17 protein-coding genes are annotated in these 13,825 nt (G+C 60.3%); 11 read left to right on the top strand and 6 right to left on the bottom strand.

What is annotated here, in order from left to right; genetic code table 11:
• Genes QKD99_RS10085 through rbsD form a run of 3 tightly spaced genes read left to right on the top strand, consistent with a single transcriptional unit; the run spans position 1 to position 2,187 of the window.
• The gene (locus QKD99_RS10085; RefSeq protein ID WP_049383661.1) at positions 1 to 915 is read left to right on the top strand and encodes a substrate-binding domain-containing protein; all 915 of its coding nucleotides are present in this window, start codon (positions 1 to 3) and stop codon (positions 913 to 915) included.
• Positions 912 to 1,820 carry a ribokinase gene (locus QKD99_RS10080; RefSeq protein ID WP_347951364.1) on the top strand — a complete coding sequence of 303 codons (909 nt, stop codon included), beginning with the start codon at positions 912 to 914 and terminating at the stop codon, positions 1,818 to 1,820. The genes QKD99_RS10085 and QKD99_RS10080 overlap by 4 nt, the downstream gene beginning before the upstream one ends.
• On the top strand, positions 1,813 to 2,187 hold the full coding sequence (gene rbsD / locus QKD99_RS10075) for a D-ribose pyranase (RefSeq protein WP_284766784.1): 375 nt from the start codon (positions 1,813 to 1,815) through the stop codon (positions 2,185 to 2,187). Before QKD99_RS10080 ends, rbsD begins: the two co-directional genes overlap by 8 nt.
• On the opposite strand, the gene QKD99_RS10070 is transcribed toward rbsD, so the two are convergent.
• A complete protein-coding gene (locus QKD99_RS10070; protein ID WP_297552245.1) occupies positions 2,184 to 2,450 on the bottom strand; it encodes a type II toxin-antitoxin system mRNA interferase toxin, RelE/StbE family in 267 nt (88 codons plus the stop codon). The genes rbsD and QKD99_RS10070 overlap by 4 nt on opposite strands.
• 69 nt (positions 2,451 to 2,519) lie before the next feature.
• On the opposite strand from QKD99_RS10070, the gene QKD99_RS10065 reads away from it, so the two are divergent.
• A complete protein-coding gene (locus QKD99_RS10065) occupies positions 2,520 to 2,771 on the top strand; it encodes a type II toxin-antitoxin system Phd/YefM family antitoxin (RefSeq protein WP_284766786.1) in 252 nt (83 codons plus the stop codon).
• Here QKD99_RS10065 and QKD99_RS10060 read toward each other — a convergent pair.
• The 3 genes from QKD99_RS10060 to QKD99_RS10050 all read right to left on the bottom strand — a co-directional run bounded on the left by QKD99_RS10060 (position 2,768) and on the right by QKD99_RS10050 (position 5,529).
• The gene (locus tag QKD99_RS10060) at positions 2,768 to 3,631 is read right to left on the bottom strand and encodes a type IV toxin-antitoxin system AbiEi family antitoxin domain-containing protein (protein WP_284766787.1); all 864 of its coding nucleotides are present in this window, start codon (positions 3,629 to 3,631) and stop codon (positions 2,768 to 2,770) included. The genes QKD99_RS10065 and QKD99_RS10060 overlap by 4 nt on opposite strands.
• A gap of 257 nt (positions 3,632 to 3,888) precedes the next feature.
• On the bottom strand, positions 3,889 to 4,389 hold the full coding sequence (gene purE, locus QKD99_RS10055) for a 5-(carboxyamino)imidazole ribonucleotide mutase (protein WP_005322524.1): 501 nt from the start codon (positions 4,387 to 4,389) through the stop codon (positions 3,889 to 3,891).
• Between the two features lie 24 nt (positions 4,390 to 4,413).
• On the bottom strand, positions 4,414 to 5,529 hold the full coding sequence (locus tag QKD99_RS10050; protein ID WP_238801294.1) for a 5-(carboxyamino)imidazole ribonucleotide synthase: 1,116 nt from the start codon (positions 5,527 to 5,529) through the stop codon (positions 4,414 to 4,416).
• Positions 5,530 to 5,608: 79 nt separating this feature from the next.
• Between QKD99_RS10050 and budA the strand changes: the two genes are divergently transcribed.
• Entirely contained in the window at positions 5,609 to 6,340 is a 732-nt protein-coding gene (budA, locus tag QKD99_RS10045) for an acetolactate decarboxylase (protein WP_204610019.1), read from the top strand.
• On the opposite strand, the gene QKD99_RS10040 is transcribed toward budA, so the two are convergent.
• Both QKD99_RS10040 and QKD99_RS10035 read right to left on the bottom strand, forming a co-directional pair.
• On the bottom strand, positions 6,318 to 6,758 hold the full coding sequence (locus tag QKD99_RS10040; RefSeq protein WP_238801233.1) for a hypothetical protein: 441 nt from the start codon (positions 6,756 to 6,758) through the stop codon (positions 6,318 to 6,320). The two genes, budA and QKD99_RS10040, sit on opposite strands and share 23 nt — an antisense overlap.
• Positions 6,759 to 6,795: 37 nt before the next feature.
• Positions 6,796 to 7,665 (bottom strand): biotin--[acetyl-CoA-carboxylase] ligase, encoded by an 870-nt coding sequence (locus tag QKD99_RS10035; protein WP_284766789.1) that lies wholly within the window; start codon positions 7,663 to 7,665, stop codon positions 6,796 to 6,798.
• Between the two features lie 44 nt (positions 7,666 to 7,709).
• Between QKD99_RS10035 and QKD99_RS10030 the strand changes: the two genes are divergently transcribed.
• The 6 genes from QKD99_RS10030 (at position 7,710) to QKD99_RS10005 (ending at position 13,744) form a co-directional block, all read left to right on the top strand.
• A complete protein-coding gene (locus QKD99_RS10030) occupies positions 7,710 to 8,702 on the top strand; it encodes an ATP-binding cassette domain-containing protein (protein ID WP_297552239.1) in 993 nt (330 codons plus the stop codon).
• 168 nt (positions 8,703 to 8,870) lie between these two features.
• Complete coding sequence (locus tag QKD99_RS10025) at positions 8,871 to 10,124, top strand: ABC transporter substrate-binding protein (protein ID WP_284868821.1); 1,254 nt, start codon at positions 8,871 to 8,873, stop codon at positions 10,122 to 10,124.
• A gap of 212 nt (positions 10,125 to 10,336) precedes the next feature.
• Entirely contained in the window at positions 10,337 to 11,251 is a 915-nt protein-coding gene (locus tag QKD99_RS10020; RefSeq protein ID WP_347951376.1) for a sugar ABC transporter permease, read from the top strand.
• Positions 11,251 to 12,072: a carbohydrate ABC transporter permease gene (locus QKD99_RS10015; RefSeq protein WP_005322533.1), complete on the top strand. Its 822-nt coding sequence runs from the start codon at positions 11,251 to 11,253 to the stop codon at positions 12,070 to 12,072. Before QKD99_RS10020 ends, QKD99_RS10015 begins: the two co-directional genes overlap by 1 nt.
• Positions 12,072 to 12,257, top strand: a complete 186-nt coding sequence (locus QKD99_RS10010) for a hypothetical protein (RefSeq protein WP_198492605.1) — start codon at positions 12,072 to 12,074, stop codon at positions 12,255 to 12,257. The genes QKD99_RS10015 and QKD99_RS10010 overlap by 1 nt, the downstream gene beginning before the upstream one ends.
• Positions 12,254 to 13,744: an alpha-amylase family protein gene (locus QKD99_RS10005; RefSeq protein WP_347951363.1), complete on the top strand. Its 1,491-nt coding sequence runs from the start codon at positions 12,254 to 12,256 to the stop codon at positions 13,742 to 13,744. Before QKD99_RS10010 ends, QKD99_RS10005 begins: the two co-directional genes overlap by 4 nt.
• The last annotated feature ends 81 nt before the right edge of the window (positions 13,745 to 13,825 follow it).

Below are 13,825 nucleotides of genomic sequence, written 5' to 3'. Positions count from 1 at the left end.
ATGAAAAAGCTCATCGCCACCCTCCTCGTACCGGCCCTCGCGCTGGGCCTTGCCTCGTGCAATCGCTCGGAAGAAGACCGCAACCGCATCACGCTAGCGCTGTCCACGCAGACCAACCCCTTCTTCGTCGAACTGCGCCACGGCGCGCAGGATAAGGCCAAGGAACTCGGCGTTCCGCTCGATATCCAAGACGCCTCCGATGACCCCGCCCAGCAGGTCAATCAGCTGGGCAATGCCACCTCGATGGGCGCCAAGGTCGTCGTGGTCAACCCCACCGATTCCGATGCCGTGGCCCCAGCCGTGCGCGGCATCAAAAATGACGGCGTGCCCGTCATCGGCGTGGACCGCGACGTCAACGGCGTAGAACTGGATTCCATGGTGGCCTCCGATAACGTCGCCGGCGGCGCGCAGGCAGCAGATAAGCTCGCCGAGGCCATCGGGGAAAAGGGCGATATCCTCATCCTGCAGGGCACCGCTGGTACCTCCGCCTCGCGCGAGCGCGGTAAGGGCTTTGAAGAGCAGATTGCGAAGTATGGGGATATTCGGGTCGTCGGCAAGCAATCAGCGAATTTCGACCGCACGGAAGGCCTCAACGTCGCCACCAACCTGCTGCAGGCCAATCCTGATATTAAGGCCATCTTTGCAGAGAACGATGAAATGGCGCTCGGCGCGGTCGAAGCTTTGGGGGCGCGGGCCGGCTCTGAGGTCAAGGTGGTGGCTTTTGACGGCACCTTCGATGGCCTCAAGGCGGTCAAAGATGGCAAGCTAGAAGCTACCATCGCCCAACAGCCCGCAGAGCTCGGTGCCCGCGCCATCGAACAAGCCGCAGCGCTCCTGCACGGTGGCGCGGCGGAGAAGAACGTCCCCGTCGAGGTCATCACCGTCACCCGCGACAATGTGGAGGATTTCCAATGAGCAAGCTAACCGTCGTCGGTTCCATCAATGCCGATCTCATCGTGCACGCCGAGCGCCACCCGCAACCCGGCGAGACCCTACTGGGCTCTGGCGGCGACATCTTGGCCGGGGGCAAAGGCGCTAACCAGGCTGTCGCGGCCGCACAGCTGGGCGCCACTGTGGCCTTCGTGGGCGCGGTCGGCTCCGATCCCTATGCCGAGCCTGCCATGCACTATATGCGCACCTCCGGCATCGATCTCGGCGCTGTGGAGCAGGCCGATACCAATACCGGCCTCGCCGTCATTACTGTCTCGGCCGATGGCGAGAACACCATCGTCATCTCCCCCGGTGCCAACGCGCTTGTCGACGCCCCCTTTGTCTCCTCCCGCGCCTCCACCATCGCCAATGCCGATGTAGTCCTCCTCCAGGGCGAAATCCCCGCCTCCGGTTTCCAGGCCGCGGTCGAGGCGGCCCAAGGCCGAGTGGTGGTCAACCTCGCGCCCGTGGTCAAGGTCGACCGCGACTCGCTTCTGCAGGCCGATCCCCTACTAGCCAATGAACACGAGGCCGGGCTCATCTTGGACCAGCTCGGGCTGCCTTCTGAGGGCGCCCCGCGCGAGCTCGCCCACCGCCTAGTAGAGTCCGGCTTCCGGTCCGTCGTGCTGACTCTCGGCGCCCACGGCGCCTACGTAGCCACCCCGGATAGCGGCACGGATATCCCCACCCCGCGCGTGACCGCCGTGGATACCACCGGCGCCGGCGATGCCTTCGCAGGTGCCTTCTGCGCCCAGCTCCTCACCGGTGCCTCGCTTGTCGATGCCGCCACTTTCGCCGCCCGCGTCGGCGCCTTCGCCGCCACCGGTAACGGCGCGCAACCGTCCTACCCCACCACCGAATCCGCCCTGCCGGAGGTCACCGATGCGTAAGTCCGGCCTCCTCAATCCCGCGCTCACCAGCGCCGTCGCACGCCTCGGCCACACCGATACCTTTGTCATCGCTGATTGCGGCCTTCCCATCCCCCACGATGTTCCCGTCATCGACCTCACGCTTACCTTCGGCATCCCCACCTTCGCCGATACGCTGTCCGCCCTCCTTGAGGAGGTCGTGGTCGAAGCCGCCACCATCGCCGATGCCACCCCGCCCGAGGTGCGCTCCCTGCTTCCCGCAGTACCGCTTACCGAGGTCTCCCACGATGACCTCAAGCGCGAGGTCGCCCGCGCCTCCTTCGTCGTGCGCACCGGTTCCACCACGCCGTTTGCCAATGTCATCCTGCGCTCCGGTGTGCCCTTTTAGCGCTTATAAACGCTTCCGCGTGCCCCTACGGTAAACACTTCCACCAGCACTTCTTGCTCCTCAACGGAGTACAGCACGCGGTAATTTCCCACCCTTATTCTTCGGCCACTCCTGCCGAACAAAGCGATAGATCCTGGTGGATATGGGTCTTGGGCCAGTCCACCGATCGCGCGCTTAATCCGTTGATATTGCTTTCGGTTTCCCTGATGGATTTTTTGTAACTCTCGCTTGGCCTGCCGCGTAAACGCGATGTTGTAGTCCATGACCTCTTAAAAAGTTGTACTCTTTGCTAACTTGGTACTAGTAGTACTTTGATGTTTTGGGAGCTTTCATTGTCTTTGCCACTTTCCGAACTCCGCACCCGCTTAGGCCAGGTCATTGACCAAGCCCACTACGCAGGCACCCGCACCGTTGTCACCCGCAACGGTAAGGAAGCCGCAGTTATCATTTCGCCTCAAGAACTAGCATTCCTTGACCGCCTCGAAGCCGCCGCAGATGCTGAAGCCCTCCGCCAAGCCCGCGCCGCCGATACCGGCGAACGCTTCTCTTTTGAGCAGGTCACGGAAGAAATTGAAAGGCGCTAGCCGTAAATCGGCTCGGCTGCATACCCGGCTAAAAGCCAATGCCAACGCCACACGGATTCGTGAGCAAGAGAGCCGAAATTCGTTCGCCCCTCATGAGCCTCAGAAATCTGTTGAACCACATCCACCAAGTGATGCTTAACGCAGCTGCCTGAATAGCGAAGAACGGTATACCCTCTTAGCGCCGCATCATTTCCCTTCCAGCGGTCTTTAACGAAAGTCCCCAAATCCTCCGCCTTATGGAAGTCATAGCCATCGATTTCAACGGCGACCTTCCCTACAACGATGTCCCATAAATAGGGACCTATCTGGTGGTTTACCTGAACCTTCTTCCCACGCCGCTGAAGCGCGCGGACTACTTTCCTTTCTGCTTCGCTATCGGCTCCTACCGCAGATTTGTTCACTAATTCCCGAACCCGAGCTGGTACCCGTGCGATACATCCGAGGTCTTTTTCTAAGGCTTGCTTACCGCGCCTGTTTTGATATCGCGTTTCAAGCATCGTTACTGCTTGATCGTCATCCACCGCAGCAGCCGCTAGCAGGGGATTTTGCACAGGGATACCTTCAAACGTAAATCTCGTTTTCTGCCGCGTTCGCTCGACTTCAAACCACTGCGAACCACTCACGACATGCTTGTAGGCAAATTTCAGAGGAAAGGTCATCTCCTTCTTGGAGTACAGCTGCACCGCAGAGCTGCCTGCAAGCATGATTCCAGGCCACCGCTTGTGCAGGATGCGAGCTACTTCCATGGGAGTCGGTTCCCGCCACGTATAGATCCCGCGGCCGATTCGGATTATCTTTCCATTCGCTACATGAGTTTTAAGCTCGCCCCTGCTTAAGCCTGAAACCAGTACTTCTTCCATGCTTCCCCCTTTGAGCATTATTCCCCTGCCCGAAAGCTTAAAGCACGCTTCCTCACCCCGCAGGCTACAACGATGCAAAGCAAGCACGTTTTACCCTTTTCCTCCGCGAATTTTGCCCAATCGTGCTTGTTTGGCATGTTGGCAAGGGGCGACGAGAACTTCGCTAGAGACTAGGAGACAAAACAAGCACGTTTTGCCGAAAAACTACGTTGTTTTGGCTAAAACGTGCTTGTTTTGTTTGGCCTTAGACCGGAGAGCTACTCCCCTAGCAGCTTGTCGCGCAGGTTCTTATCCTTCTGCTCTACTTCCTCGGCCATCTGCTTCTGGTAATCCACCATTTTGTCTTGGATGGCGGGGTCGCCAGCGCCGAGGATGCGGGCGGCAAGCAGGCCGGCGTTCTTCGCACCGCCGATGGAGACGGTGGCTACCGGCACGCCGCTGGGCATCTGCACGATGGACAGGAGGGAGTCGAGGCCATCGAGATCCTTCAGTGCGCGCGGGATGCCGATGACCGGCAGCGGCGTGGCCGCAGCGACCATGCCGGGAAGGTGCGCGGCACCGCCGGCGCAGGCGATAATTGCCTTCAACCCGCGGGTATGGGCTTCCTTTGCATAGGCCAGCATCTTTTCCGGGGTGCGGTGGGCACTGACCACGCCGACTTCGAAGGGGATGCCGAAGTCCGCGAGGACCTGAGCGGCGGGTTCAACGGTGGGCCAATCGGAATCGGAGCCCATGATGATGCCTACATGCGGTTGCATAGTGTCCTTTCTACAGGCAGGATTTTAAGCCCATGTGGCGTGCACGAGGAAGTGCGCGGCCTGGCGGGCGATGGTCAGGGTCTCGTCGGTATCTTCACCAGTGACGTTGACGTGGCCAATCTTGCGGCCGGGGCGATGGTCCTTGCCGTAAAGGTGAATCTTGGCCTGCGGGTAGCGCTGCATGACCTCGCGGACGCGCTCCGGCATAGGCATGGCGGGATCTTCGTCGGCGCCCAAAACATTGGCCATCACGGTAACGGGTGCGAGCGCGTCGACTGCGCCCAAGGAGAGGTCGAGTACGGCGCGCAGGTGCTGCTCAAATTGGGAGGTCACGCTGCCGTCCTGGGTCCAGTGGCCGGTGTTATGCGGGCGCATGGCCAGTTCGTTGACGGAGATATCCTCGCCCTCAGGGCCGTCGAAAGCAAAGAGTTCGACGGCCAGCACGCCGGTCACGCCGAGGGACTCGGCGATGGACAGGCCCAGCTCGGACGCGCGCTGGGAAAGTTCCGGTGTAAGGCCAGGGGCGGGGGCAATGGCCTCGGCGCAAATGCCGTTTTCCTGGCGGGATTGGGTAATCGGCCATACCTTGGCCTCGCCGGAAGGACGGCGGGCGACCAAGATGGAAAGCTCGCGGGTAAGTTCCACCTTTTCCTCGGCCATCAGCGGGGTTCCGGCCTCGAGCAGCTCGGAGACCAGCTCAAAGCAATTATCGGCGGTGGGGAACCATACGCCTTTGCCGTCATAACCACCGCGGCGGGCCTTGAGGCATACTCGGCCATCGACGGCGTCGAAAAAGGCGCGGGCATCGGCCACCGAGTCGATGGCGGCAAAGCGCGGCACAGGAGCGCCCAGCGCGGCGAGCTTTTCGCGCATCTTGAGCTTATCCTGCGCATAGATAAGGGCGGTGGGCTGTGGCTGGACGTTAAATCCGGCGTCGATAAGCGCGGCGGAGTGCTCGTTGGGCACATGCTCATGCTCGAAGGTAATGGCATCCGCGCCCTCTGCTACGCCGCGCAGCTCCTCCAAGGAGGTGTAATCCCCCAACACCACGTCCGGGGTGACCTGCGCGGCGGAGGAGTCCGGCTTGCTGGCCAGAATCCGCAGGTGAATATCGAGTTCCGCGGCGGCCGGCTGCATCATGCGAGCCAGCTGGCCGTCGCCACAAACAGTTACAATAGGCTTTAAGTCACTCACGTCCCCCAATACTAGCCTGGATACTATGTTCACTCGTCATACCATCTTCCAAAATTCCCTCATGACCGCTTTGCTGGACGGCATTTATGACGGCGAAATGACCATTTCGGAACTGCTTGGTAAGGGCAATTTTGGCCTCGGCACCTTTGATGGCCTCGACGGAGAGATGATCATTTTGGATGGCACCTGCTACCAGCTGCGCGGCGATGGCTCCGCGCAGATTGCAGACCTAGACCAACGGACCCCCTACGCGGTGGCCACGAACTTTGTCCCGCGCATTACTGCCGACGCCCCCGCGGGCCTGCGCCGCGATCAGCTCTCCGCGTTCATCGATAAGCTCGAGCCTTCCGCTAACTACATGTACGCGGTGCGCATCGTGGGCACGTTCAAGGAGGTGACCACCCGCACGGTGGTCAAACAAGAAAAGCCCTACCCACCAATGTCTGAGGCCGTTGGTGGCGATAAGGAGCTGCACTTTAAGGACGTCGAGGGCGTTATCGGCGGCTTCCGCACCCCTGTCTATGAAAAGGGAATCTCGGTACCGGGCTGCCACGTGCACTTTATCGACGCCGCCCGCACTTCCGGTGGCCACGTGCTGGACTACGTAGTGGATAAGGCAACGGTTGAGCTCTGCCCCGCTTCCGATCTAGAGCTGCGCCTGCCGCTGACGCAAGAATTCAGCCGAGCCAACCTCTCCCCCGAGGATCTGGATAGCCAGCTGCACACCACCGAGGTTAAAACCAAGGGCGATCATTAATAATCTCGGCCACGCGCTTGGGCTTGGCCACGTTGGGAAAATACATGGCCCGATCCCAGCCGTTAATCGCTAGGGATACCCCGCCCCGGCGCTTGCGGGCGCCGCGGATATCCTGCAGCGGAATCGAATCGATATTGCGGCCCTCGCGCGCGATGACGCGCCTATTAGTCACGATGAAGCGCTTGCGGCGGGCCTTAAAAAGAGGAATGACAAAGCGCCAGATTCCTAGCAGGGCCCATACCGCGACGAGGCCGTTGCGCAGCATCGGGTCTACTGCTTGGACATCGCACCAGCCGATGGCAATCCACAGCAGGCCGGTGATGAGGATGAGCTCGAGGAAGGGGAAAATCAGCGCGCGAAACGGCGCGGAGACATCCGCGCGTTTGACCTCACCTTGGCCCATCTTCATTAGTCCCATAGCTATGGATGCTACCTCGCGTGTCTACTGTGGTGGTTTACTGCTGTGGGCGCAGGTGCGTGACATCGCCCGCGGAGTAGTACTCGCCGGCGACCATGATGCGTCCGTCCTCGCCGATTTCATCGACGTGCCCGGTGACATCGCCGGACGGGGTTTCTAGGCGCACCTCCTGGCCGAGCGAGGAGCAGACCGCACGGTAGTCGAGCAGGAGCTGCGGATCTTGGTTCTCCCATTGCACGATGCGGCGGCGCAGGTTCTTCAGCACGGTAATGGCCAGCTCGGTGCGGTCCGTATCGCGGCCCTCGAGCGCGAGCGAGGTGGCCTTTTCAATCGGTAGGTCCTCACGAGTCAGGGTGACATTGATGCCCATGCCCACGACGACGCGCGCGGATGGTGCGGCGCCGCCTACGGCCTTGTTGACTTCAGCCTTATTTACTTCGGCCTTATTAACCTCTGCCTTATTGACTTCAGCCTTGCCTACCTCCACCTTGGTGAGCTCGGTCTTCGGCGCGGCCTTGAAGGCTTGGCCAACGGGGCCGGCCTCGGCAAGGATGCCGCACAGCTTATTGCCGTCGATATGCACGTCGTTTGGCCACTTCAGCACGGTGCCCTCGATCGAATCGGTCACCGCGAGGCCAGCGGCCAGCGGCAGGGTGCCCAGGTGCTCGAGGGATTCCGGCAGCAAGAGCACGGAGAAAATGACCTGGGAGCCGGCCGGCGCGGTCCAAGTGCGGCCGAGGCGGCCCTTGCCGGAAAGTTGTTCGTCGGCAAGCAGCACGGTGCCATCCGCAACGTTGGTGGCCTGCATCAAATCGGTATTGGTGGAGCCGGTCTTTTCCACGAAATCGATGGTGGTGAAATCGTCCGCCAGCGCGGTGCGAATGCGTTCCAAATCAAGTGCAGTCATAAGCTTCAAGGATACCGACCGCCAATGGTGCTAGTGTGTTGCGCATGGCAAAGGTCACTTTTGAAAAGGTCAACATCACCTACCCCGGCGCGAGCGCGCCCACGGTAAAAGACTTGGACCTCGATATCGCGGACGGCGAATTCCTAGTCCTCGTTGGCCCATCGGGCTGCGGCAAGTCCACAACGCTACGAGCACTAGCGGGCCTGGAGCCTACATCCAGCGGCCGCATCACCATCGATGGCAAGGACGTGACCAACCTGGAACCAGGCGATCGCGATATCGCCATGGTCTTCCAGAACTATGCCCTCTACCCACACCTGACGGTGGAGGAAAACATGGGCTTTGCCCTGAAGCTGGCAAAGCTTCCTAAATCCGAGATCAAAGCCAAGGTGCACGAGGCGGCGGAAACGCTCGGCCTTACCGAGTATCTCAAGCGCAAGCCCAAGGATTTGTCCGGCGGTCAGCGCCAGCGCGTGGCCATGGGCCGGGCCATTGTCCGCGAGCCGAAGGCCTTCCTCATGGACGAGCCGCTGTCCAACCTGGATGCCAAGTTGCGCGTACAGACCCGCGCGGAGTTGGCCAGCCTCCAGCAGCGCCTGGGCACGACGACGGTGTATGTCACCCACGACCAGGTGGAGGCTATGACCATGGGCGACCGCGTGGCGGTGCTCAAGGACGGCGAGCTGCAGCAGGTAGCCCCGCCGCGCGAGCTTTACGACGCCCCCGCGAACGAATTCGTTGCCGGATTCATCGGCTCGCCGGCGATGAATATCTTCGATTACAACGGCTCCCGCGTAGGCGTGCGCCCGGAAAAGATGTTCATAAATAAGGGCCCAGTGGGGTTCCAGGGCGTCGTAGACATCGTGGAAGAGCTGGGTGCGGAGTCTTATGTCTACGTCACCGTGGGTGACAAGCGCCTAGTCGCCCGGGCCGAAGGAACCCCACCGCAGCGCGGCGAGGAGGTAGTGCTGACCTTCAACCCACGCGAGGCGCACCGCTTCGATCCGGAAACGGGCCGCCGCATCGCGCAGGACTAGTTCTAGCGGAGCCTAAACCGCGGAGAAAGCCGGGACGCAGGTACGCGTCCCCGCCACCCACAGCCCCTTTTCTACCCCCGTTTAGAGTTAAATAGGTCAAAATTATCCACCTTTTGGTGTCCGTATTTTAGGTTTAAAGAACCGAAAGTTTTCCGAAAGGTGAATTCCATGAAGAAATTCCTGCTTCGCACCACCGTTGCGACAACCGCAGTTTTGGCACTGGCCGGCTGCTCTTCTTCCTCCTCCTCCGATTCCGCCGAGGGCGGTTCTTCTGAGGGCGGCGCGGATGCGCGCGGCCCCATCACTTTTGCCATGGGCAAAAATGACACGGACAAGGTGACCCCCATCATCGAGAAGTGGAACGAGCAGCACCCAGACGAGAAGGTCACCCTCAAGGAGCTGGCCGGCGAGGCCGACGCCCAGCGCGAAACCTTGGTGCAGTCCCTGCAGGCGGGCAGCGATGACTACGATGTCATGGCCCTCGACGTGGTGTGGACCGCGGAGTTCGCCGCCAACCAGTGGCTCCAGCCGCTCAATGGTGACTTTGAAACCGATACGGATGAGCTTTTGCCGGCCACCGTGGAGTCTGCCACCTATAACGATGTGCTCTACGCGCTGCCGCAAAACACCAACGGACAGCTGCTTTTCCGCAACACCGAGCTCGCAGATAAGGCACCGGAGAAGTTCGCGGACCTTAAGTCCGCGTGCAAGGCACTGGACAAGGGCAAGGACTGCCTGACCACCCAGTTCAAGCAGTACGAGGGCTTGGCACTCAACACCGCCGACTTTATGGAAGGTTGGGGTGGTTCTGTCCTAGATAAGGACGGCAACGTCACCGTTGATTCCAAGGAGGCCAAGGACGGCCTGCAGGCCATGGTGGATGCCTACAAGGATGAGACCATTTCCAAGGACTCCACCGCCGCCACCGAGGAAGAAACCAATATGGCCTTTACAGAGGGCAAGACCGCCTTCGCCATGAACTGGCCGTATATGTACTCCAACGCGGTGGATGCCGGCGTCGACGTCGAGGTTCAGGCCCCGCTGGGCAAGGATGGCGTAGGTGTGTCCACGCTGGGCGGCTATAACAACGGCATCAATATCAACTCCAAGAATAAGGGCACTGCGCTCGACTTCATGAAGTTCATCATCAATGAGGACAACCAGAAGTCCTTTGCGGAGCAGTCCTTCCCGCCGGTCTTGGCTTCCATCTACGATGACCCGCAGCTGCAGCAGGAATTCCCGTACCTGCCGGCACTCAAGGAATCTCTGGAGAACGCGGCACCGCGCCCGGTGTCCCCGTTCTACTCGGCAATTTCCAAGGCCATCCAAGACAATGCCTACGCTGCATTGACGGATGGCAAGTCGGTAGATGATGCCACCGCCGATATGAAGGCGGCCATCGAATCGGCTTCCCAGGGCTAAACGCCCAATCCGGGTGAGGTAGGCGGACACCCCGCCGCCTCACCCTTTGTGGTTTTCACTCCCCTAATGGGGATAGAATCTAGCCAATACTTAGCATTTCTTGAACAGAAAGGCGGTCCAGCGTGGCTATAGCTTCGCCGACTGCGTCCAAGGGGGCGCCGAAGGGGGCGTCGGCAAGCGCGCCGAAGCCCCAGCGCAAGAATTATGGGCGCGTGGCCGGGCTGATTGCTCCGGCGCTCATCGTGCTCGCCGTCATTATCGGCTACCCCATCATCCGCGCTATTTTCCTGTCCTTCCAAGGCAATAGGCAGCTCAACCCGCAAACGGGGCTTTTTGAGGAAGGCGGCTTTGCCGGGCTGGAAAATTATCTGTACTGGATTAATAACCGGTGTGTTTCCGGCACTGGTCAGATTTCTACCTGCCCGCCGGGCGTTATAGCCACGGACTTTTGGCCGGCGGTAAAGATCACGCTCTTTTTCACCATCGTTACCGTGCTGCTGGAGACCATCCTGGGCATGCTGATGGCGCTCATTATGAATGGTGAGTACCGCGGCCGCGGCTTGGTGCGCGCTGCAGTGCTTATCCCCTGGGCCATTCCTACGGCCGTCACGGCCAAGCTGTGGCAGTTCATGTTCGCCCCAGATGGCATCGTTAACTCGCTGCTTGGTGCGAACATTGCCTGGACCACGGACCCGTTTTACGCTCGCCTGGCTGTCATCATCGCGGACGTATGGAAGACAGCACCATTCATGGCGCTGCTCATCCTGGCCGGCCTGCAAATGATTCCCAAGGACGTTTACGATGCCGCTCGCGTGGACGGCGCCAACCGCATCCAGACCTTCTTCCGCATCACGCTCCCGCTGGTGCGCCCGGCGCTCATGGTGGCTGTGCTCTTCCGCACCCTGGATGCGCTGCGCATGTATGACCTACCGGTCATCATGATTTCTAGCTCCTCCAACTCCCCCACCGCGACCATTTCCCAGCTGGTGGTAGAGGATATGCGCCAAGGTAACTTCAACTCCGCCTCCGCGCTCTCCACCCTTATTTTCCTTCTCATCTTCGTCGTCGCCTTTATCCTCATCCGCTTCCTTGGCGCGGATGTCTCCGGCAGGAAGGCAGCTAAATAATGCGTAAATTCGGACACTACGCCGGCATCGTCTTCATCATGTTCTGGGGTCTGGCGCCCTTTTACTGGATGCTGGTGACTGCGCTGCGGGATCAGCGTTTCACCTTCGATACGACCCCGTGGCCCACCCACGTCACGCTGGATAATTTCCGCGATGCCTTGGCTACCGATAAGGGAAATGACTTCCTAGCCGCGCTGGGAAACTCGCTGCTTATCTCCCTGGTTACTACTGCGGTGGCCGTGCTCATCGGCGTCTTTACCGCCTATGCACTCTCCCGTTATGACTTCCCGGGCAAGGGAATCGTGACCGGCATTATCCTGGCCGCCTCGATGTTCCCGGCCATTGCCTTGGTCACCCCACTCTTCCAGCTCTTTGGCAACCTGGAATGGATTGGTACTTACCGCGCGATGATCATCCCCAATATTTCCTTCGCACTTCCGCTGACGGTTTATACGCTGCTGAGCTTCTTCCGCCAGCTGCCCTGGGAACTAGAAGAAGCAGCCCGGGTGGATGGCGCCTCGCGCTCCCAGGCCTTCCGCCTCATCCTCCTCCCTCTGGCGGCGCCGGCGCTATTTACCACCGCGATCATCGCCTTTATCACCACCTGGAATGAGTTCATGCTGGCCAAGCAGCTGTCCACCACCGATACCGAGCCGGTGACCGTAGCCATTGCACGCTTTTCCGGCCCGTCCGCCTTCGAGTACCCCTATGCCGCCACCATGGCCGCCGGCGCGTTGGTGACCATCCCATTGGTCATCATGGTGCTCATCTTCCAGCACCGCATCGTCGCCGGCCTGACCGCTGGCGGTGTCAAGGCCTAATGCGTCGGGCCATGCTGTGGGATACCGCCTTAGGCTTCCTCGGCTTCTTTAGCCTCCTCGCGGTTATCCAAGCTGTACTCAATCTCTTCCATGACTCCCCCGCCCTATGGCCCGGCCTCCTAGCCGGCGCCCTGTGTCTCCTTACCTACCTGACCTGGCGGGCAAAAAGAAAGGACCTTTCATGAGCTGGTACCACAATGCCGTCTTCTACCAAGCCCTCGTCGGTTCCTTTAAGGCCGATGGCGATAAGGAGGTAGGCACGCTGCGCGGGGTCATCGATAAGCTGGATTACCTCCAGTGGCTCGGCGTGGACTGCCTGTGGCTCTCGCCGTTTTATGCCAGCCCCTTGCGCGATGATGGCTACGATATCGCGGACTACTACTCCATCCATCCGGATTACGGCACGATGGAGGACTTTGAAGAGCTCATTGCGCAGCTGCACCGCCGCGGCATGCGCATTATGACGGATTTGGCGCTCAATCACACCAGCTCCGATCACCCGTGGTTCCAGGCCTCCCGCACGGATCCCACCGGCCCCTATGGCGATTTCTATGTTTGGGGCGATGACCCGGAGCGCTACCCCGAAATCCGTGTCATTTTCACCGACGTGGAGACCTCCAATTGGACGTGGGATGACCAGCGCGGCCAGTACTACTTCCACCGCTTCTACTCCCACCAGCCGGATTTAAATTACGATAACCCGGCCGTGCAGGAGGAAGTGTTCAAGATCTTGTCCTTCTGGATGGACAAGGGTTTGGACGGCCTGCGCCTTGATGCCATTGCTTACCTCTTTGAACGCGATGGTTTAGGTGGCGAGTCCCTGCCGGAGACCATCGAGTTTGTGGAGAAGATTCGCTCCTTCATGGACACCCACTACCCAGATGCGGTGCTCATCGCGGAGGCCAATCAGCCTCCGGCCGAGACCATGCAGTTCTATGGCAAGGGCGAGCGCTTCCACATGGTCTTCAACTTCCCGGTTATGCCACGGTTGTACCAAGCATTGGCGCTTGCCGACGCCACCCCGGTCTACTCCATCCTCGATGAGCTGCCTGCCCTGCCAGATGGCTGCCAATGGGGTACCTTCCTGCGCAACCACGATGAGCTCACTCTGGAGATGGTGGACGATGACGTGCGCGAGCTGATGTATGAAGCTTTCCTCCCCGATGATGAAATGCGCGCCCATGTGGGCATTGCCCGCCGGCTGATGCCGCTGATGAACGGCGATCGCCGCAAGGTGGAGCTCATGTTCTCGCTGCTGATGACCCTGCCGGGCGCACCGTTTATCTACTACGGCGATGAGATTGGCATGCTCGATGACACCACGCTCCCGGACCGCTATGCGGTGCGCACCCCGATGCAGTGGGACGATTCCGAGCACTCTGGTTTTAGTACCAACGCGCCTTCCCGCCTTCCGGTTGTGGGAGGTACCTCCGTGGCCGCTCAGCTTGATGACGCCACTTCGTTGCTCAACACCGTCCGCTCCATGATTGCCGAGCGCCATGCCCATCCGGATCTCGGCACCGCTCCGTGCGAGCCGGTCGAGACGGGCGAGGAAGCCGTCCTTGGCTACCAGCGCGGCGATCTGCTGTGCTTGCACAACTTCAGCGATCGGTCCATCGATCTGGGCCCAGTAGAGCTTGGACCGTACGGCTACGCCTGGCTGCCGGCCTAAGCTTTAGCGCGCGGCTGCAGCCTCCTCTCCTACTGGCGCACTGCGCAACCCACAGAGAAAAGCGCCCCGTCGGTCCTTATG

This window comes from Corynebacterium sp. c3Ub_189 (assembly GCF_039907195.1).
In the GTDB taxonomy this organism is placed as follows: domain Bacteria; phylum Actinomycetota; class Actinomycetes; order Mycobacteriales; family Mycobacteriaceae; genus Corynebacterium.
This window is presented reverse-complemented; position numbering and strand designations above follow the sequence as displayed.